Origin of the sequence: Streptococcus sinensis (assembly GCF_000767835.1) — a bacterium.
GTDB classification, from domain to species: Bacteria; Bacillota; Bacilli; order Lactobacillales; family Streptococcaceae; genus Streptococcus; species Streptococcus sinensis.
Genome location: NZ_JPEN01000018.1, coordinates 1 through 20,914 on the forward strand (window position 1 = coordinate 1; position 20,914 = coordinate 20,914).

At 42.6% G+C, this 20,914-nt stretch carries 17 protein-coding genes, 1 other RNA gene and 1 pseudogene; 17 read left to right on the forward strand and 2 right to left on the reverse strand.

Annotation, left to right across the window (positions count from 1 at the left end; all coding sequences use genetic code 11):
- Nucleotides 1–74: 74 nt before the first annotated feature.
- The 17 genes and pseudogenes from SSIN_RS00700 (at nt 75) to SSIN_RS00770 (ending at nt 18,298) form a co-directional block, all read left to right on the forward strand.
- Entirely contained in the window at nt 75–719 is a 645-nt protein-coding gene (locus tag SSIN_RS00700; RefSeq protein ID WP_037614577.1) for an HAD family hydrolase, read from the forward strand.
- A gap of 139 nt (nt 720–858) precedes the next feature.
- Entirely contained in the window at nt 859–2,436 is a 1,578-nt protein-coding gene (locus SSIN_RS00705; protein ID WP_037614580.1) for an ATP-binding cassette domain-containing protein, read from the forward strand.
- Nucleotides 2,437–2,700: 264 nt separating this feature from the next.
- The gene (tadA, locus tag SSIN_RS00710) at nt 2,701–3,201 is read left to right on the forward strand and encodes a tRNA adenosine(34) deaminase TadA (RefSeq protein WP_037614582.1); all 501 of its coding nucleotides are present in this window, start codon (nt 2,701–2,703) and stop codon (nt 3,199–3,201) included.
- A gap of 38 nt (nt 3,202–3,239) precedes the next feature.
- An RNA gene (ffs, locus tag SSIN_RS10110) (signal recognition particle sRNA small type) lies at nt 3,240–3,325 on the forward strand.
- Nucleotides 3,326–3,650: 325 nt separating this feature from the next.
- Nucleotides 3,651–5,000: a glucose-6-phosphate isomerase gene (locus tag SSIN_RS00715; RefSeq protein WP_037614585.1), complete on the forward strand. Its 1,350-nt coding sequence runs from the start codon at nt 3,651–3,653 to the stop codon at nt 4,998–5,000.
- Between the two features lie 123 nt (nt 5,001–5,123).
- Complete coding sequence (glpK, locus tag SSIN_RS00720; protein WP_037614588.1) at nt 5,124–6,656, forward strand: glycerol kinase GlpK; 1,533 nt, start codon at nt 5,124–5,126, stop codon at nt 6,654–6,656.
- Nucleotides 6,657–6,896: 240 nt separating this feature from the next.
- Nucleotides 6,897–7,574: pseudogene (locus SSIN_RS00725) on the forward strand (response regulator transcription factor).
- Complete coding sequence (locus SSIN_RS10865) at nt 7,552–7,779, forward strand: hypothetical protein (RefSeq protein ID WP_244880064.1); 228 nt, start codon at nt 7,552–7,554, stop codon at nt 7,777–7,779. The pseudogene SSIN_RS00725 and the gene SSIN_RS10865 overlap by 23 nt, the downstream one beginning before the upstream one ends.
- Nucleotides 7,763–8,881: a sensor histidine kinase gene (locus SSIN_RS00730; protein ID WP_244880065.1), complete on the forward strand. Its 1,119-nt coding sequence runs from the start codon at nt 7,763–7,765 to the stop codon at nt 8,879–8,881. Before SSIN_RS10865 ends, SSIN_RS00730 begins: the two co-directional genes overlap by 17 nt.
- 343 nt (nt 8,882–9,224) lie before the next feature.
- Nucleotides 9,225–9,764 (forward strand): PepSY domain-containing protein, encoded by a 540-nt coding sequence (locus tag SSIN_RS00735; RefSeq protein ID WP_037614589.1) that lies wholly within the window; start codon nt 9,225–9,227, stop codon nt 9,762–9,764.
- 356 nt (nt 9,765–10,120) lie between these two features.
- Nucleotides 10,121–11,470 carry a hypothetical protein gene (locus SSIN_RS00740; protein ID WP_037614591.1) on the forward strand — a complete coding sequence of 450 codons (1,350 nt, stop codon included), beginning with the start codon at nt 10,121–10,123 and terminating at the stop codon, nt 11,468–11,470.
- Nucleotides 11,471–11,548: 78 nt separating this feature from the next.
- The gene (locus SSIN_RS00745; protein ID WP_037614593.1) at nt 11,549–12,388 is read left to right on the forward strand and encodes a hypothetical protein; all 840 of its coding nucleotides are present in this window, start codon (nt 11,549–11,551) and stop codon (nt 12,386–12,388) included.
- Between the two features lie 108 nt (nt 12,389–12,496).
- Entirely contained in the window at nt 12,497–13,195 is a 699-nt protein-coding gene (gene dapD / locus SSIN_RS00750) for a 2,3,4,5-tetrahydropyridine-2,6-dicarboxylate N-acetyltransferase (protein WP_037614595.1), read from the forward strand.
- A 76-nt stretch (nt 13,196–13,271) separates the two neighbouring features.
- Nucleotides 13,272–14,405, forward strand: coding sequence for an N-acetyldiaminopimelate deacetylase (locus SSIN_RS00755; RefSeq protein WP_037614597.1), 1,134 nt, complete (start codon nt 13,272–13,274; stop codon nt 14,403–14,405).
- Nucleotides 14,406–14,425: 20 nt separating this feature from the next.
- On the forward strand, nt 14,426–14,962 hold the full coding sequence (locus SSIN_RS00760; RefSeq protein WP_037614600.1) for a 5-formyltetrahydrofolate cyclo-ligase: 537 nt from the start codon (nt 14,426–14,428) through the stop codon (nt 14,960–14,962).
- Nucleotides 14,946–15,629, forward strand: coding sequence for a rhomboid family intramembrane serine protease (locus SSIN_RS00765; protein WP_037614603.1), 684 nt, complete (start codon nt 14,946–14,948; stop codon nt 15,627–15,629). Before SSIN_RS00760 ends, SSIN_RS00765 begins: the two co-directional genes overlap by 17 nt.
- A gap of 449 nt (nt 15,630–16,078) precedes the next feature.
- Nucleotides 16,079–18,298, forward strand: coding sequence for a C69 family dipeptidase (locus tag SSIN_RS00770; RefSeq protein WP_037614605.1), 2,220 nt, complete (start codon nt 16,079–16,081; stop codon nt 18,296–18,298).
- 450 nt (nt 18,299–18,748) lie between these two features.
- On the opposite strand, the gene galU is transcribed toward SSIN_RS00770, so the two are convergent.
- Together galU and SSIN_RS00780 are read right to left on the reverse strand one after the other, a co-directional pair.
- Nucleotides 18,749–19,657 (reverse strand): UTP--glucose-1-phosphate uridylyltransferase GalU, encoded by a 909-nt coding sequence (galU, locus tag SSIN_RS00775; protein WP_037614607.1) that lies wholly within the window; start codon nt 19,655–19,657, stop codon nt 18,749–18,751.
- A 30-nt stretch (nt 19,658–19,687) separates the two neighbouring features.
- Complete coding sequence (locus SSIN_RS00780) at nt 19,688–20,704, reverse strand: NAD(P)H-dependent glycerol-3-phosphate dehydrogenase (protein ID WP_037614609.1); 1,017 nt, start codon at nt 20,702–20,704, stop codon at nt 19,688–19,690.
- Between the last annotated feature and the right edge of the window lie 210 nt (nt 20,705–20,914).

The window sequence follows — 20,914 nt, forward strand, 5'->3', positions numbered from 1 at the left end:
TGTTTCTGTGGGTGACGGCTATGTCGTCATGGCTGTCTGTCCCAGCCTCTTTTGGAAAACAGAAAGAGGAAAAAATGTATCAAACGATTTTATTTGACCTAGACGGTACCTTGACCAATTCAGAACTAGGGATTACCAACTCGGTAGCCTATGCCTTAGGAAAATACGGGATTGAGGTGCCAGACAAGAAAGCATTGAGAGTTTTTATCGGTCCGCCCTTGCAGGATTCTTTTGAGCGCTTTTATGGATTTTCTAAGGAAGAATGCTTAAAGGCCATTGACTACTATCATGAGTACTTTTCCGAAAAAGGCCTTTATGAAAATGAGGTCTATCCAGGTATTCCAGACTTGCTGGCTTCTTTGAAGCAGGCTGGTAAACAGTTGATTGTCGCTACGTCAAAACCTGAAGAATTTTCCATTCAAATTCTCAAACACTTTGGTTTGTATGACTATTTTGACTTTGTAGCTGGCGCGACCATGGACAGAAAACGTAGTAAAAAAAGCGATGTTATCCAGTATGCCTTAGAACAAAATCAGATTACAGATTTGGCACATACCATCATGATTGGAGACAGAGAGCACGATGTGCTTGGCGCTCAAGCGCAAAAGCTTGATTCTATCGGTGTCCTTTATGGCTTTGGTAGCAGGGAAGAATTGGAAGAAGCTGGCGCCACCTATATTGCCCAAGAAGTTAGCGATATTGCAGCTTTTATCGGCTAATCTTTTAGATATTCTTGATTTACTATTTCAAAAAATGTATAATGAGTATAAATAAATTGCACATATAAAAAAGTGATGATGTGAATTTGTCACGATATCTATTAGAATCTGCACTTTTCTATTTTGGTAGGTGATGATTATGAGAAATATTTACAAGTACATAGATAAGAAGTACCTTTTTCCTATTTTTCTAGGGCGTATTGTGAATAGTGGTTTGGTGTTGGCGCAACCTCTGATTTTAACGAAGGCCTTGAAGTTGGATCAAGACGGCCTTTCTTATGAAAAGATTCTCAATTTTGCTTTATTTGGTTTGTCCGTCTATCTTGTTATCTATAGTCTGATGCTATTTTCAAACCATTCGCATAATATATTTCGAAGGGAAATTAACAAAAGTATCCGTGCCCTTTTATTTAAAAAGGTCATATTGAATCCTAAATTTTCCAATGATGAAAAAGTTAGTCTGCTAACTCAAGATATGGAATATGTGGGCGATAATTATTTAGAAAATATAAATGTTATGGTGAGTTGGGGATTTGTTGCCCTTGTTACAGCCATTTATATTGTTTCACAAAATTTTCTCTTAGGACTTATTTTTGTCATTTTTACGATTATGAGACCCATTCCTCAGTTCATCATGAATCGTCGTTTACAAGATTCAGGAGACAGCTGGTCCAAACTTAGAACAAAATTACATGGGCTTGTCTCAGATAGTATGCAAGGCAGTCAAACCTTACGGATTAATCAGGCCATGAAGCTGAATGAAGAGCGAGTGAATGATGTAAACGGAGAATATCAAAAAGCCATCCAAAGATTTTGTTTCACACATAATACTATTTTTTTCTTTAATGGTTTTATGGTCTTTTTTAGTCAGGTTGTTCCTCTTGCTTTAGGCTTTTATTTGAGTTTACAGGGAAATTCTATTTCCATCACAAGCCTCATCTCTATGTATGTGGCTGCGGGGATGTTGGTCGAACCGATCCAAACTCTGATGTACAGTGCAGCCAATCTCCAAGGTGCCCTGCCGACTGCGAACCGTCTGTTTAAAATTATCGAAGAAGAACCTGATTTTGAAGAGACAAAGGATCAATTTGTCGAAAATCTTGAATCTTTGCGCTTAAATCATATTTCAAAAAGCTTTGCTGGACGTCAACTTTTTTCTGATTTGACGGCGACGATTTCAGTAGGTCAGAAGGTCTTAATCAAAGGGCCGAGTGGATCTGGAAAGACGACTCTTTTTCGCTTGATTTTAGGAGAAGAAGCATGTGATGAGGGAGACATTTTCGTTCAGTATGATGGAAATCAAATAACAAGTCATTTTCAAGGGAATATCGGTTTAATTAGTCAGCATCCCTTCCTGTTTAACGATACTATCCGCTATAATCTAACTTTTGGTCAGCCTTTTCAGGATCATGAATTATTGGAGGTATTGGACCGAGTTGGCTTAATAGATGAATTTCAGGATATTTTGAATGTAGAGATTCATAATAATGGCGAAAACATTTCAGGAGGTCAACGTGTCAGATTAGAGTTAGCGCGTTTCCTCTTACGCGAGAAGGATATTTTATTAGCGGACGAAGTGACATCAGCTTTGGATGAAAAAAATAGTCGTCTGGTTAGAGACCTGATCTTTTCTTTACCGATCACTGTGCTGGAAATAGCCCATCATATTGATGAAGAAGAGCGCTATGACCAAATCCTTGAGTTACGTAAAGGATGAGAGAGATCACAATAGTTGCTTCTGCGACAAAGAGTAGTAAGCCAGCACTTTGTCTGATATTTTTGAGATTCTAAGTGGCGATATTTCCAAAATCATCAATATTCAGAAAGCTTAAGCTTTATTTAAGATAGGCCAGCTATACTAGAAGCATGAACAAAGACCTCCTAACTTTGTTTAAACCTCCTAAACTTTTTCATAATAATCTCCCATAAGAGTCGCCCAATCGGCGGCTTTTTTTGTGAGTCCTAAGCTGCCTGTGGTATAATGAACAAAGAAATTAAAAGGAAGAGGGAAGAGATGGACTACACGATAGAGGAAAAAGAGATGTTTATGAGGGAAGCTCTGAAGGAGGCAGAGATTGCCCTCGCCAATGATGAAATACCGATTGGTTGTGTCTTGGTCAAGGATGGTCAGATTATCGGACGCGGGCATAATGCGCGTGAGGAGCTGCAGCGGGCGGTCATGCATGCGGAAATCATGGCGATCGAGGAGGCTAATCAGCAGGAAAATAGCTGGCGCCTACTAGATACGACGCTTTTTGTCACGATTGAGCCCTGCGTCATGTGTAGCGGAGCTATCGGTCTGGCTCGCATTCCCAAGGTGATCTATGGGGCGAAAAACCAGAAATTTGGGGCTGGGGGTAGTCTTTACGATATTCTTACGGATGAGCGGTTGAATCATCGCGTAGAGGTTGAAAGCGGTCTTTTAGAAGAAGAATGCGCGGCGATTATGCAGAACTTTTTCAGAAATCGCAGGAAAAAGTGAAGAAAATTAGCCAAAAAAGAAAGTTTGTGTTATACTAGTTAGTGGAGCAACAGTTCTGCGTGAAGCGGGTCAGGGGAGGAATCCAGCAGCCCTAAGCGATTTGAACTGTGTGCTCTTTTTCTATGCCTCTTAACGAATCAACTCCGAAGGAGGAAGATGAGTTTAGAGACATTGACGTAGTTTGAGCGAAGCGAGAACTAGGTTCCAATGTTGAATCAATCAAGCCTAAAGGACGCTGAAAATCTCAACTTGCTCATGAAATTGGGGGCAGGAATTTTCTGGTAAAAATAGCAGATTGCGCAAACGATTGCGTTCGCTTCTGGTCTAGGATTTGCAAAATTGTAAAAATTTTAACAAAATATCAACTAAAAGCGTTTTCATCGAAGGAATTACTTGCTAAAAAAGTATGAAAGCGATATGATAGAGGTGAAGAATAAAGGAGGATCACCATGACACATATTAAATTTGATTACTCAAAGGTGTTGAACAAGTTTGTTGCACCACACGAGGTAGACTACTTACAGTCTCAAGTCACTGTAGCAGATGAGTTGATTCGTAAGGGAACTGGAGCAGGCAGCGACTTTTTGGGTTGGCTGGATTTGCCAGAAAACTATGATAAGGAAGAATTTGCCCGTATTTTGGCAGCAGCAGAAAAGATTAAAGGTGAGAGCGATGTTTTGGTCGTGATCGGTATCGGTGGATCTTATCTGGGTGCCAAAGCGGCTATTGACTTCCTCAACAACCACTTTGCTAACTTGCAAACAAAAGAAGAACGCAAGGCCCCACAAATCCTTTATGCTGGGAACTCAATCTCCTCTACTTACCTTGCTGACTTGGTAGAGTACGTAGCAGACAAAGACTTCTCAGTAAACGTGATTTCTAAATCAGGTACAACAACTGAACCAGCCATCGCTTTCCGTGTCTTCAAAGAACTCTTGGTTAAGAAATACGGTCAAGAAGAAGCCAACAAACGTATCTATGCTACAACCGACCGCCAAAAAGGTGCTGTTAAGGTTGAAGCAGATGCTAATGGTTGGGAAACATTTGTGGTTCCAGACGACATCGGTGGACGTTTCTCAGTATTGACAGCAGTTGGTTTGCTTCCAATCGCAGCATCAGGTGCTGACATCAAAGCCCTTATGGAAGGTGCCAACGCAGCTCGTAAAGACTACACTTCAGACAAACTTTCAGAAAATGAAGCTTACCAATACGCAGCCGTTCGTAACATCCTTTACCGCAAAGGCTATGCAACTGAAATCTTGGTAAACTACGAGCCATCACTTCAATACTTCTCAGAATGGTGGAAACAATTGGCTGGTGAATCAGAAGGGAAGGACCAAAAAGGGATCTACCCAACTTCAGCAAACTTCTCAACTGACTTGCACTCACTTGGTCAATTTATCCAAGAAGGAACTCGTATCATGTTTGAAACAGTTGTCCGTGTTGACAAACCACGTAAGAACGTGATTATTCCGACCTTGGAAGAAGACCTTGATGGACTTGGTTACCTTCAAGGAAAAGACGTTGACTTTGTAAACAAAAAAGCAACGGACGGTGTTCTCCTTGCCCACACAGACGGTGACGTACCAAACATGTATGTGACCCTTCCTGAGCAAGATGCCTTTACTCTTGGCTACACAATTTACTTCTTCGAATTGGCAATCGCCCTTTCAGGCTACTTGAATGCTATCAACCCATTCGACCAACCAGGTGTTGAAGCTTACAAGAAAAATATGTTTGCTTTGCTGGGCAAACCAGGCTTTGAAGAGCTTGGTGCAGAATTGAATGCACGTCTATAATGCAGCATGGAACCTTCCTTCGGGGAGGTTTTTTTGTGATTTCTTCACAAAAACCTTCTAAAAGAATAGCAAGAAAGCGCTTTATTTTGTATAATGGAAGCAAAGACAGAATGGAGGGTTTTTATGCTGCAAGAAAAATACATTATGGCTATTGATCAGGGAACAACTAGTTCCAGAGCTATTATTTTCAATCATCGGGGTGAGCAGGTCTGTGCCAGTCAAAAGGAATTTCGGCAGATTTTTCCTCAACCGGGCTGGGTGGAACATAATGCCAATGAAATTTGGAACTCGGTTCAATCGGTCATCGCGAATACCTTTATTGAAAGCGGGATTAAGCCAAGTCAGATTGAGGCTATTGGGATTACAAACCAGCGGGAAACGACCGTGGTTTGGGATAAGGAGACGGGTCTGCCCATTTACAATGCTATCGTTTGGCAGTCACGGCAGACAGCTCCGCTGGCAGAAGAGCTTAAGCAGCAGGGTTATACGGAATTTTTTCATGCCAAGACAGGTCTAGTCATCGACGCATACTTTTCAGCTACCAAGGTTCGTTGGATACTGGATCATGTGGAGGGGGCTCAAGAGCGGGCAGAGCGAGGTGAGTTGCTCTTTGGCACCATTGATTCCTGGCTGGTCTGGAAGTTGACAGATGGTGCAGCCCATGTCACAGATTATTCAAATGCAGCCAGAACCATGCTCTATAATATTAAGGATCTGGCTTGGGATAAGGAAATTTTGGAGCTTCTCCGGGTACCTTTGGCGATGCTGCCGGAGGTTCGCTCTAATTCAGAAATTTACGGATACACCAAACCTTATCACTTCTATGGCGGAACAGTGCCCATTTCGGGCATGGCTGGAGATCAGCAAGCAGCCTTGTTTGGGCAACTAGCTTTTGAGCCGGGTATGGTCAAAAACACCTATGGAACTGGATCTTTTATCATTCTCAACACTGGCAGCGATATGCGTCTGTCTCAGAATAATCTCCTGACGACCATCGGTTATGTTATTGATGGGAAAATCACTTATGCTTTAGAGGGGTCAATTTTCATTGCGGGCAGTGCGGTTCAGTGGCTGAGAGATGGCTTGAGGCTGATTGCTACTTCAGCAGAGTCTGAGCAGTGTGCTCAGCAGTCGCAGAATGAGGATGAGGTCTATGTGGTGCCGGCCTTTACTGGCCTTGGGGCTCCCTACTGGGATCAGAATGCTCGAGGGGCTGTCTTTGGCTTAACTCGGGGAACTTCTAAAGAAGACTTTGTCAAGGCGACCCTCCAGTCGATTGCTTATCAGGTCAGAGACATCATTGAGACGATGGAAAAGGACACTCAGACCCCTATTCAACTCCTAAAAGTAGATGGTGGCGCTGCTATGAATCAATACCTCATGCAGTTTCAGGCGGATATTTTAGGAATTGAAATTGCTCGTGCTCAAAATCTGGAAACGACAGCTCTAGGTGCAGCTTTCTTAGCGGGCCTGGCAGTTGGCTACTGGAAAGACTTAGAAGAGTTGAAACAGTTAAATGCCGTCGGACAGAGCTTTGCTCCGCAGATGGAGCTGGCGCGGAAAGAAAAACTCTATCAGGGCTGGAAAAAAGCTGTTGCAGCAGCTCAATTTTTTGCGGCTGAGCAAGTAGAAATGAGTGAGAGCTCTCCGCTTTAAGTTTTAAATAGTAGAACAACAGCTGCTTACAGGCAGCTGTTTTTTGTTGACTAATCGAGGATGACAGAAGTTTTCCTTTTTCTGGATCTATGTTACAATCAGAGGAGATGTAGTAGCATTGTGATAGATTTTTATCTAGCTGCTAGAAACCCAATCGGCTTAGTATTTTTTAAAAGCTGTGATTGTTACTCTTTGGACGGAACTGGAAAAACAGAAGGTCAAGATTGGAAAGGAGTCCTGATGAAGTTATTATTGGTGGAAGATGAAGCAGATCTGAACCGCAGTTTGACCAAGCTGCTCAAGAAAGAGCATTTTAGTGTGGATAGTGCTTTTGATGGGGAGGAAGCCTTAGAATTTTTGGAAATGATGGACTATGATTTGATTATTTTAGATATTATGATGCCTCGCATGGACGGCTTTGCCTTTCTATAGAAAATCCGACAGGCCGGACGGCAAGTTATCGTCTTGGTACTAACGGCCCGTGACAGCTTGGAAGATAAGATAAAGGGCTTGGACTTGGGAGCAGATGATTATCTGGTCAAGCCTTTTGAGTTTGAGGAACTCTTGGCGCGGCTGCGGGCTCTTCTTCGGCGACAGCAGCGTGAGCTGGTTAGTCAGAAAATTGACCTAGGCGATCTAGTCCTGGATTTGACTAAGAAGGCAGTCCTGAAAGATGATCAAGTCTTGGATCTGACAGCCAAGGAATACGAAGTGTTGGAATACCTGGCACGCAATCTAGATCATATTTTATCGCGGGAGCAGATTCGGGACCATGTCTGGGATTTTGACTATGAAGGAGAATCCAATATTATCGATGTTCTGATTAAAAATATCCGTCGCAAGATCGATCAGGATAAGAAGCAGTCCATTATTCACACCAAGAGGGGAGTAGGCTATGTTATCTGGAGCTCGGAATAAGGAGAAAAAAGGCAGCATTGTTCTTCGCATTACTCTTTGGTATAGCAGTTTTCTCTTTGTCTTTATTTTAGTTCTGCTGGGTCTTGCTTTTCTGCTGTCCAGCAATCTGGCAGATGCGGCGGCCAAGCGGGAGCTGATTGAGTCAGCCACGGAAATCAGCCAGCAGCCTAGTGAGTATGAGGCTATGGATGATGGGATTCTATGATAGTTCGGGAAACCTTGTTAGAAAAAGTCTGCCATCAGGCTTTGATGAGACCCTTCCCTTCAACCAATCGGTCGTGACGACTGTGACAGTTGCTCAAAAGACCTATCTTTACTTTGATATCGAGATGAAAAATGGCGGTCAGTGGCTGCGGGCGGTAACTATGAGTAGTCATAGCAATCATGAATGGATTGATTATCTAACAGCTCTGGCCTTCATTTCTCCTTTTCTATTGATCTTGATTATTTCTGGTGGTTATGGGATTCTCAAGAAAGCCCTGAGGCCGGTGGATCAGCTGTCGCAGACGGCAGTGGAAATTCGCGAGAGCGGAGACTTTTCCAAGCGGTTGGCTCTGAAAGATAAGGAGGATGAGCTGCATCGTCTGGGCAAGGCTTTTAATCTCATGTTGGACTCGCTGGAAACTTCCTTCCAGCGGGAAAAGCAGTTTAACCATGACGTCTCCCATGAGCTGCGGACACCGGTGGCGGTTGTTTTATCGGAGAGTGAGTATGGCCTTCATTATGCAGAAAATTTGGATGAATCCAAGGAATCTTTTGAAATCATCAATCGTCAGACCAAGCGCATGAAGGAGATGATTAGCCATATCTTGGATTTGTCCAGGCTTGAGAATCAGCCGGCTCTGGTTATGCAGAAGATATCATTATCTGCTTTACTGACAGACAAGCTGATCGATTTTCAAAAGCTTAGCCAAGATAAGAGGCTTGTTTTAGAAGCTTCCATAGATGAAGATTGCTGGATTGTTGCTGATGAGCTTCTGCTTCACCGGCTTTTGGACAATCTGATTAGCAATGCCTTGAAATTTACCAAAGACCGCATTGAGTTCTCTTTGTGCAAGCTAGATGGTGTCTGTCAGCTGACGGTGGCGGATAATGGTGCTGGTATTGCTCCGTCTGAGACTGATAAAATCTGGAATCGGTTTTACCAAGTTGACCAAGCCAGAAATAAAAACAGCCGTGAGGGAAGCGGTCTGGGACTAGCCTTGGTCCGGAAAATCGCCGATTTGCACCAGGTCCAGATAGAGCTAGTGTCAGAGCTTGGCCAGGGAAGTCGCTTTATCCTGACTTTCCAGCTGGAGAAAAAATAAAAGAGTTTTCGAATTATTTTTTAAATTTCCTCAAAATTCATTTTAGGTTCATTTAGTCCTTGTACAATATAAGTGAGAGTGGGACAAAAAGATTTCAATTTTTAAAAATCTTAATTATTAAGCCCTTCAAATCTATAATTAAATGCGAAAAGCGAACAAAGCAGAATTCTGATTACCAGAAAACTAGTTTTGTTCGCTTTTTATATTTGAGGTCGGACTTTTGTCCCAGACTCAGCTCTCCCCTTTGAAATGGAAAGAATGGTCTAGGATGCATTAACTGGAACGGTGTTTTCTTAGCCTGATTTTGATTTCTAGGGTCAAGTTGTAGAAGGAAGGACCAACCATGAAAAAACTAAAAGGAATTTTATTAGCCGGTTTGGTAGTAGGAATTTTAGCAGGTGGAGCGGCAACTGTTGTTTCAGCGGATTCAGCTAAGCAAGCTACTCGGATTCAGGCGGCAAGCCTAACTCTTTCAGACGCTAAGGCGATTGCCTTGCAGACAGCTGGTTCAGGGAAAGTCGTTTCTGTGGACTTAGACGGAAATAAAGCCGGTGCTGTATACTATGATGTAACGGTCTTGGACGGCTTTACAGAGAAAGAGTACAAGATTGATGCTCGTACAGGAAGCATTCTCAAAGCCAAGGAAGAGCCAATTGATGACAATGAGGACATGCAACTGACTCAGACTAATGTGCAATTGACTTTTGAAGATGCTGAAAGAATCTTGCAGCAAAAATATGCTCAGGCCAAAATTTATGATGAGGAGCTGGATATTAAGGCTGGTCAGCTAGTCTATAAGCTGGAAGCTCTGAACGGTACGCAAAAGATCAAAATGACCATTGATGCCAACAGTGGGAACATTTTGAACGAAAGAATTAAATAATCGCGTTGGAAGATAGTTTGGGATTGCTTTGTTGGGCACGGACGAGAGTTCGTGCCTTTTTGCTTGTGTGCTTTCAAGCTAAGCCAGTTCAAAATATGATATACTGGAATAAAGTTATATTAGCATGACAAGTTTTACGCTAGGCTACTGTCTTCAAACAGTTGTTTTATAAAAGGTAGCCACCCTGATAGTTTGTGTAGCTAATTGACTGCTTAACGGTGTATGCAGTCGTGGGATGTTGCCCCCAGTATGAATGTTATAGAAAAGAGAATAGCAGCATTCAGCGGGTAGGAATTGTGAACTGTTAATAGAGTCGTCTTTTCAATGATAGAAGAGTCAATAGATGAGGAGGAGTTATGGGAAAAAGAAATCTGGAAGCTTTGAGGCAGAAACATCAATCAAAATTCAAGAATGCTCAAACGAAAAAGCCAGCAGATAGCCATTCATCTTTTCTATCTAAATGGAAAACCAAAGAAGACCAAGATATCAAACCGTCTGCGGGATTGCAAGAAGCGCAGAGAGAGGCAGAAGAAAATCAAGCTCGTCCTTCAGGTTCATCTCCATCAAAAGTGGTATTTCCAATAGAGAGCTCAAGCAATGAGCCGTCTGCTGTCTCTTCGATAGAGGACAAAAACGGTTATGGGGCTAAAATAAGTTCTCAAGACCAGCCGGTGTTTTCTGAGCAGTTAGCAGGAGTTCAGCAGGTAAAGGAGCCTCTGTCGCTTCTGTCACAGAATTTGTTGGAATTGAAGCAGAGGGAGCTGAAGCATCTCATTTCTAGTTTAGAATCACTGAAAGCTAAAAAACAAAACCAAGTCCTTCGTGGAAATCAAGCTAGCCAGCCGATGTCAGGCCTTATAACTGAAGCAAAGCAGACCAAGCTTTCTCCGCGAATAAGCTCCAATGAGCTTGCTAGAGAGATAGATAAAGTAGAGTTTAAAAAGAAAAAACTAGGAATCTTTTCTAAGATATGGATGATGGTACTTTCTAGTTTGGGGATTATGACTTTTTTGGCTAACGCTGGAATAACGTGGCTAGAGATGGAAAAGGTAAAAGATAAAGAAAAAGCTGCAGCTATTTCTCGTATGTTAGACTCATATAGTAAGGATCAAGATTTGAAATCTGATAATCGTCCAGAATGGATTGCTAAAAAAGAAGAGTATCAGTTTCATATTACCTATGATGATATCACTTCTTTGTTCTCAGACTTCACTTCATCGGTTCCAAACCTGACAAAGGTCGACGAGGTGGTTGCAAAGTTAGGGAAAGCTGAGTCTGGAAAAGAATTGGACCAAGATGACCCAATCAAGACGATAGCTTTAGACTATTCACAAGCAGGGACGGAAGCGAAAGTTAGCCTCTCTTTTAAGAGCCATTTTGGTTCTTCTGAAACTCCTAAGTTACAGTCCCTAAAATGTACGCATCTCAGTAGTGCGCATCTACCAAACCGAAATGCTCAGCTCACTCGTCAAGATCTTTCTGATATAGAGAAAGGAAAGACCTATCAGGAGATTGTCAGTCAGTTGGGACTTCCAGAGCGCCTCGATTGGAATGGGGGAATCTTTGGCAATGCTACTCTATCAATTTATTATCGTTTGGAGGATGGGAAAGAGGTCGGTTTTTCTTTTGAAAATAATAAGTCTCAGAACTATCAATTGACAGAGAGTTCAGGTTTAGCAAACGAAGCAGGAGAAGCGGGTGCTTAGTAGCGCTTATCTAGCAGGAAAATCAGCCGTTTGTGGAAAGTGAATGAGCAATCAAGTTTTTAGTTGATAGGTGAAAAGGTGAAAGATAGAAATTTAGAAGCATTGAGGCGGGAGCACAAATCCAAGTTTAAAGCCAGAAACACTTCGTCGATCAAGAATCAGCGGGAACGGGGAGGAGCTGCCCTCGAACAGACAAAGGCTTTATCCAAACCAATTCATAAAACGAAGTCTAGGAAACTAAAGGTATCACAAAAATCCCCTTTTTTCAGGGTAGTGAGTGCTGTCGCCCTGCTAGGTGTTGTGATAGGACTACTCGTCCTAATTGGGAATTGGACAAATTCTCACCGAAAGAATGAGTTCATAAGCACAGAATCAAAATATACTTCTCCAGATGCTAAATCTTTGGATTGGGAACAAATGGATTTTATAAACTACACTATTGAAGAGGATGAAGATAAAAATATTACAGTGTCTGACTTTGTCAAACGGTATGGGTTAGCTAAAAGCAGCGAAGATATGACAATGGGGCAGAAAGATAAATTATTGTCACTTACTTACACTCTAGCGGGAGGGGGATTTGCGTTTTTTCAATTTTGGGATTTTGGTTCAGGTCTACATCTTGCTAGCGTTACTTACTATACAGATAAAAAAGAAGAGTTGTCAGATGAGGAACTTTCCTTTCTTAAGGAATTGAAATCAGACCCAGAAAAAGGAATGAGTGATCAAGGAATCCTAGAATATTTGAGGCCTCCAAAAAGTTACACAAAAATAGGTATTAAGGGTTATTACTCTGTGACCATGGTCTACAAAGCATTAGATAGTACTTCCTACCATTTAGAATTTTCAGAGGGTAAGGATGGGAACCTGCATTTGAAAAATATACAAGTCTCTGAGCAGGAGGTAATAAGTCCTTCCTAAGAAAGTCAAAACGAAACGACTGAATTGTGTTATAATAGAGAAATAAAATAGATAGGAGAGGGGACTTTCCTCTCCCAACAAAGATAGAAAGAACAAAGAGGTGCTACCATGTCTGCTACGAAAATGAACGCTCAAGAAATCATCAAATTTATCTCTGATGCCAAGAAAAAAACTCCAGTCAAGGTGACCTTTAATGGAGAATTGCACGGGCAAATTCCGTGGTCTGTCGTGAAATTAGGCAATGTTCTTTTTGGAGACTGGGAAGAAATTAAGCCACTCCTAGTGAACTTAGAGGAAAATAAGACCTATGTAGTAGAGCAGGATGCCCGCAACTCAGCGGTGCCGCTTTTGGACAAGCGCAACATCAATGCCCGTATTGAGCCAGGTGCCATTATCCGTGACCAAGTCGAAATTGGTGATAATGCTGTCATCATGATGGGTGCGGTCATCAATATCGGTGCGGAGATTGGTGCTGGAACCATGATTGATATGGGTGCTATTCTGGGCGGTCGAGCGATTGTCGGCAAAAACAGTCATGTCGGTGCTGGTGCGGTTCTGGCAGGAGTCATTGAGCCGGCTAGTGCTGAGCCAGTTCGGGTCGGAGACAACGTGCTGATTGGTGCTAATGCGGTTGTTATTGAAGGAGTACAAATTGGTAGTGGTTCCGTTGTTGCAGCTGGTGCGATTGTGACCCAGGATGTTCCGGAAAACGTAGTGGTTGCTGGCGTTCCGGCACGCGTTATCAAGACCATTGACGAGAAGACCCAGCAGAAGACAGCTCTGGAAGATGCCCTGCGTACTCTTTAAAAATAGCATAAATTTGAATTGATTGGGTGCGGCCCAACACTCTGACTGCTCTGACAAGATTTTAAAGGAAAGAAAAATGCTTGATTATCTGAAGATTCGCCGTGATTTGCACCAAATACCAGAAATCGGTCTGGAAGAATACAAGACCCATGCCTACCTGATGCAGGTCATTGATGGACTGACAGCAGGTCTAGACTTTGTGGAAATTCGGACTTGGCGGACTGGTATTTTGGTCTTTATCAAGGGAAATTCACCGGATAAGACGATTGGCTGGCGAACAGATATTGATGGTTTGCCGATTGTGGAGGATACAGGACTGGACTTTGCCAGTACTCATGAAGGCCGGATGCATGCCTGCGGACACGATATGCACATGACGGTTGCCCTAGGCCTGCTGGAACAAGCTGTGAGCGCTCAGCCTACCCACAATCTGCTTTTTCTCTTTCAGCCTGCTGAGGAAAATGAAGCTGGTGGCATGCTCATGTATGAAGACGGTGCTTTTGGCGACTGGCTGCCAGATGAGTTTTATGGTCTCCATGTGCGGCCGGACCTCAAGGTAGGCGATATTGCCACTAACAGAGGAACCCTCTTTGCTGGTACCTGTGAAGTCAAGCTAACTTTTAAGGGGAAGGGGGGGCATGCGGCCTTTCCGCATGAAGCTAATGATGCTTTGGTGGCGGCTAGCTACTTTATCACCCAGGTGCAGACCATTGTCAGCCGCAATGTCGATCCTATCGAGGGAACGGTTGTAACCTTTGGTTCGCTCCACGCTGGCACGACCAACAATGTCATCGCAGAAACGGCCTTTTTGCATGGCACCATTCGGACCTTGACTCAGGAGATGAACCTCTTGACTCAGAAGCGCTTACGGGAAATAGCAGAGGGCATAGCCCAAAGTTTCGATCTGGAATTGGACTTGGAGCTTAAACAAGGTGGCTACCTACCTGTAGAAAATCATCCTGATCTGGCAGACGAATTGATGGATTTTTTCCAGAAGGAAGAAGGAGTGCAGCTGATTGATATTGCGCCGGCTATGACAGGCGAGGATTTTGGCTATCTGCTCAGCAAGGTCAAGGGCGTCATGTTCTGGCTGGGAGTGGACAGTCCCTATGCCCTCCATCATCCCAAGATGACACCAGACGAGGCAGCACTGCCCTTTGCTATTGAAAAGATTGGGAAATTCCTAGATTATAAAATCAACGAAAGATAAGGAAAGGGTGGACGAGCTGCATGAAAAAAGAGCTGAGACAAACTGTACTGAACCAGATGAAGAAACTGTCAGGAAAAGAAAAAGAGCAGGCAGATAGCTGGCTGACCCAGCGCTTACTCAGTTCAGCAGCTTATCAAAAAGCTCAGGTTATCGCTACCTATCTTTCTATGCCGCATGAAGTCTCAACTGCAGCCTTTATCAAGCAGGCTCAGTTGGACAGCAAGCGAGTTTTAGTGCCCAAAACCTACGGCCAGGGTCGGATGATATTTGTGGATTATGATGAAAGCCACCTGCAAAAGAGCTCTTTTGGTCTGCTGGAGCCGATGAGCGAAGAGGCTGTGGAGAAGACGGAGATTGATCTGATTCATGTGCCGGGCGTGGTCTTCAATTCTCAAGGCTTTCGGATTGGCTATGGCGGTGGGTACTACGATCGCTATTTGGATGATTATGAGGGGACGAGTGTCAGCACCATTTATCAAGTCCAGCAAGAGGATTTTACGCCAGCCCAACATGATGTTGCAGTAAAGGAGTTAATCATGTATGAAACAAATCTATGATAGAGATTATCCAGTGACAAGCACTTTGCTTATAGCAACAAGTCTTGTCTTTGTCTTGATGATTCTTTCTTACGGTTTTCAATACAGCAATTCAGAAGCCTTGTATCGCTTTGGAGCTGTGCACGGTTATACTATTCAAGCTTTTCCGGAGCAGTTTTGGCGGGTTTTTGCTGCTATTTTTATCCACATTGGTTTGGAGCATTTTGTGGTCAATATGCTAACGCTCTACTTCCTTGGCCGACAAATCGAAGCTATCTTTGGTTCTTTGAAATTCTTGATACTTTACCTGATGTCGGGGGTGCTGGGAAATTTATTTGTTGTCTATTTTTCACCCAACAGTTTAGCAGCTGGCGCTTCTACCTCGCTTTTTGGACTTTTTGCTTCGATTGTCGTGCTTCGTTATGCTACGCGAAATTACTATCTCCAGCAGTTGGGTCAATCCTATATGATTCTGCTCGTTGTCAACTTAATCATGAGTTTTTTGCCGGGAATTAGCCTTTCAGGTCACTTGGGCGGTCTAGTCGGCGGAGCTTTAGGGGCTGTAATTTTACCAGTGTCAGGAGAGCGCTATGCTTTTAGCAAGTCTCAACGGTTTTTAGCACTGGCAGCCTACCTTGGATTAGCAACTATTCTGATTTTTCTGAGCTTTCAACGACCAATTTTTTAAGAAATGAACTCAAATGAGGTTGGGACAAAAAGATTTCAATTTTTAAAAATCTTAATTATTAAGCCCTTCAAATCTATAATTAAATGCAAAAAGCGAACAAAGCAGAATTCTGATTACCAGAAAACTAGTTTTGTTCGCTTTTTATATTTGAGGTCGGACTTTTGTCCCAGCCTCTTCTTTTTATAAATATGATTTTTTGTAAAGGAGCCTATTTTAATTCGCAGAGGCATGATAATTCATATATATTGCTACTACTTAGTCTGGACAGAAATAAATGAGCGAAATTTCTATCTATGTGTATCCAGCGATGTATGTTTTCTCTATTTTTTATCTGTAAAGCGTATAAATAAACATTTTTGAAAGCGCTCGCAAAGGCAGAATGAAAAGGGTATACTATGATTGATGAAATAAAGGAAGTTTAGGACTTTCAAAAAAAAAAAAAGTTAACGATGAAGAAGTTAACATTCAAAGTTGTCATTGTTATAATGGTAATTCTCTTGTTACCTATTCAGGCTGTTCAAGCCTGCTGCGGCTTCATTATTGGTCGACAGTTGACCAAAGATGGAACGACACTTTTTGGTCGGACAGAAGACTACCCTTACTATCCAAATGGCGGAAAACACAACAAAAACTATGTTGTTGTAGATGCGAAAACCTATAATGAAGGGGATCAAATCCAAGATGAGTCCAATGGTTTCACTTATCCTCACGCTGCCAGCGAGATGAGATATACAGCGACCTATGACTCTGCTCGAGGTGATGGTAGTAATGGAGCTTTTGGGGAACATGGCTTTAATGAAGCTGGTGTTTCTATGACGGCAACTGTTTCAGCTAGTCCCAATAAACAAGTATTAGCAACAGACCCTCTAAAAGCGGATGGACTTCCAGAAGCAGCCATGCTGGACGTGATTTTGCCTCGTGTGAAAACAGCACGTGAAGGGGTTGAATTACTGGCAAAAGTGATCGAGGAAAAGGGTTCGGCTGAAGGCAATATTGTGGTCTTCGCAGACCAAAACGAGACCTGGTATATGGAAATCCTTTCTGGGCATCAATATGTAGCCGTGAAGGTACCAGAAGATAAATATGCAGTATTTGCCAATACCTATTATCTTGGCCATGTAGATTTGACAGATACGGAAAATGTCATTGCGTCAAAAGATGTTGAAAAAGTAGCCAAAGAGTCTGGAAATTATCAAACAGATAAAGACGGAAATTTCCACATTGCCAAATCATACGGACCTGCTAAATATGCTGAGGGAGATCGTTCTCGAACCTATGCAGGGATTACTTTGCTAGATCCAAAAGCGAAAGTGACGTATGAAGACGATGAGTACGAACTTTTCCGCTCACCAAGTGATCCAAATAAGAAGTATACTTTGGAAGATGCCTTTGCTTTCCAACGAAACCGTTTTGAACACTTGAATGGACGCTTTGTACAAGATGATCAAATTGGAGTTAAAAAACAAGGTGATGATGGAAGCAAGGATGAAGTGCGTCAAGATCAGTATAAATATGCACTTGGAAATGAAAACGTTATTGATGCCCATGTTTATCAGATCAATCCAAATCTACCAAAGACATTTGGTGGGACTGTCTGGCTAGGCTTGGGACCTTCTCGGAATACTCCGTACGTTCCATTCTATGGGAATGTGAAGGATACTTACCAAGCCTTTAAACCTCGAACAGAAACCTATGATCCGAATTCTTGGTATTGGACTGTTTGGCACATTGACCAAATGGCGATTAACAACCAAGATCTCTTTGGAAAATCTATCCAAAATCATTGGAAAGCTCTCGAAGAACAGTTAATGATTGAGCAGAAAGTTAGTGATGCTAAATACGCAGCTTTAAAAGCTGATGAGGCAGCAGCTAAGGATGCAGAAGATCAGGTAACAACAGAAGCTTTGGCACGCTCTGAACGTCTCTTTAAGCAATTCAAACAATATGAAGCAGAGTTGTCTGTAACCTTGAAAGAAGCTGGAAGAACAGATGATCCGTATCGGGCTTCGCTTCCGGATGATTACAAGTATCCAGCAGATGAACCGAAACCGACAGAACCAAGTACAGAACCAAGCAAGGACGAGCCGAAACCGACAGAGCCAAGTACAGAACCAAGCAAGGACGAGCCTAAGCCAACTGTCCCGACGACAAATGGTCGCCCAGTCCTTCCAACTAACTCATACATTTTAATAGATCCTGCCACAGGTATCATCTTGCAAAATCCAGATTTTGCTCAAGGTGGTTTTAGTTTAGTAGTTGGTGTTTTGAGTGATGTAGCAGCGCTGAAAGGGAAAGACTATAAAGCTTATGACATTCAGTTATCTAATCAAAATGGACCTGTTCATCAAATCAGCTCAACAGTCGTAACGATTCCAGTTGATCCAAACAAAGAAGTTGAAGCAATTGCTGCAATTGGAGAAGATGGCAAGCTAGAAAACTATCAGTTTACTCTCAATGCAGATAAAACAAAAGTCACCTTCACGACCAATCACTTCTCTACTTATGGCGTTGTTTATAAATCAGCTCCAAAAGTGACGCAAAAGGAAAATGACAGGAAATTGCCATCTACTGGTCAAACGATGTCCATGGTAGGGGTAATTGGAGGCGTCCTCCTGAGCGCACTTGGATTTGTCTTTTACTTAGAAAAACGCAGAAACCATAAAGCCTAATGGTACATGTAATTGTTAGAAAAACAAAAAGAGGCTACTAAGTGTCCTGACTCCAAAAGTTGGACAAATCATTATTGAAAGGATTGGATCCTGTACTGCACAGGACTCAGTCCTTTTCATTTTGTTCCGTTTATTGTTGTAGTAAAAAATATAAGCGGTAGTAGCCCGTTTTAGTGTTTGATAAGAATCTTCATAACTAGTCCTCCTTCAGATTTCATAAACCAAAAGAAGGTTTCCATTATGCCTTTATCAGAACGGTTGCCTTTGTGAACATCATACATTGCTTGAATCTAATTCCTGAGTTCTTTTTTTATTAGGGCTGTCAAGTTGTTTCTTGAAGTAGATATGCAGTTTATCTTCATAAGTTAATTTCATAATAAGAAAACACCCCAATTGCTAGATTTTGTGTCTAACTTTTGGGGTGCAGTTCAATTTCTAAACTCTATTTCTTTACTTATCAGATGATTCTGATCCGTCTAATTTTTTTCCCAAATCGATAATGTATTGCTTCAAATCATCTTTAACTTGCGGATGCTTGAGAGCATAGTCGATGGAAGTTTTCATGAAGCCAAACTTATCACCAACATCATAGCGGTCGCCTTTAAATTCGCGGGCAAAAACGCGCTGAGTCTTGTTGAGGGTATCGATGGCATCAGTCAGTTGAATTTCATTGCCAGCGCCGGGAGTTTGTTTTTCTAGGATTTCAAAAATTTCTGGTGTGAGCAGATAGCGTCCGATAATAGCCAAATCACTCGGTGCTTCTTCTGGTGCAGGTTTTTCAACAAACTTTTCAACGCTATACAGTCCATTGACTCCCTCACCTTGCGGGGCAATGACTCCATAAGCAGAGACTTCGTTGTGTGGAACCTTCATAACAGCGATAGTAGAGGCATGAGTCGCTGCATAGTCATCCATGAGTTGCTTGGTTAGCGGTACTGCCTTGTCATTAGTAATATCCATCAAATCATCACCCAGCATGACAACGAAAGGTTCATTTCCGACAAAGGCCTTAGCTTGTAAAACAGCATCTCCCAGCCCTCGCGGATGACTCTGACGGATGAAATGTAGACCGATACCAGTGGTTTCATCCACCAACTTGAGCAAGTCGTTCTTACCCTTTTCTTTAAGGTTGTATTCTAGCTCAAAGTTGGAATCAAAGTGGTCTTCGATCGAGCGTTTTGACTTCCCTGTGACAACCAGAATGTCTTTGATTCCAGCCTTGAGGGCTTCCTCGACGATAAACTGAATAGTTGGTTTGTCAACGATGGGCAGCATTTCCTTGGCTAGAGCCTTAGTGGCTGGCAAGAAGCGGGTACCGAGACCGGCAGCAGGAATGACTGCTTTTCTGACTTTTGACATAAGTTTCTCCTTTATAAATAATAGTGCGAATTAAGACCACTCATTTTCAGCTTTGAATTCATTGCTCATCATATCATGAATGGCATCTTTGATATCATGACCATCATAAATAACCTTGTAGATGGCCTGAGTGATGGGCATATAGACATCTAGCTCTTGAGCTAGTTCATAGGCAGCCTTGGTGGTAGAGATTCCTTCGATAACCATGCCCATATTGGCTTCAATATCGGCTAATTTCTCGCCGCGGCCCAGAGCATCGCCGGCCCGCCAGTTGCGAGAGTGAACAGAGGTTCCTGTGACAATCAAGTCACCGACACCAGAAAGACCGCTGTAGGTCAGAGGGCTGGCTCCAAGCTTGACACCCAATCGGGTAATTTCAGCTAGACCGCGTGTGATAATAGCAGCTTTGGCATTGTCACCATAGCCTAGTCCATGGAGAGCACCGGCTCCTACTGCGATGATATTTTTCAGAGCGCCGGCCGTCTCTACCCCGATGACATCGGTATTGGTATAGAGGCGGAAGTAGTGGTTGCTGAAGAGTTCCTGTACATACTTAGCGGTCTCCAAGTCCTTGGATGCTGCGGTAATCAGAGTAATATCGCGGACAATAGTCTCCTCAGCATGGCTGGGACCTGAAACGACGACAATCTCGCTACGTAGCTCTGCGGGGATTTCTTCTTCCAAGATGGTTGAGATTCGTTGGTGGCTGTTAGGCTCCAATCCCTTGGAGGCGTGCATGATTTTCACCTTGTGATCCAAGGTCTGCGCTACTTGTTTGGCTACCAGCCGGGTTACTTTAGTCGGCACTACAAAAAGCACAGCATCTGCGTTCTCCAGAGCATCTTTTAAGTCATGATAAGCCTTAATCTCTTCGCTCAGCACAGCATCTTTGAAATAGCGTTTGTTTGTATGCTGGTTATTGATTTCGTCAATCTGCTCTGCAATATTGCCCCAGATACGGACTTCATGCCCGTTGTCATTAAGGACTTGTGATAGAGCTGTTCCCCAAGAGCCGGGGCCAATCACAGCAACTCGTTGTTTATCCATGTTTTCTCCTTACTTCAAGACTCCAGAATGGGCGGAATCAGTTTTAGAGTTCTATACTTTATTTTACCACATAATATACGAAATTTCTTGCTTGACATTGTATTTATCTATGATATAGTAAAAAAGCGAAGCAAAAGTAAGAGAAAGTCAGGAGGCATTCTATGTAAAAAGTCAAGAATAATTTTTTAAAATATCAATTATTTTTTACAG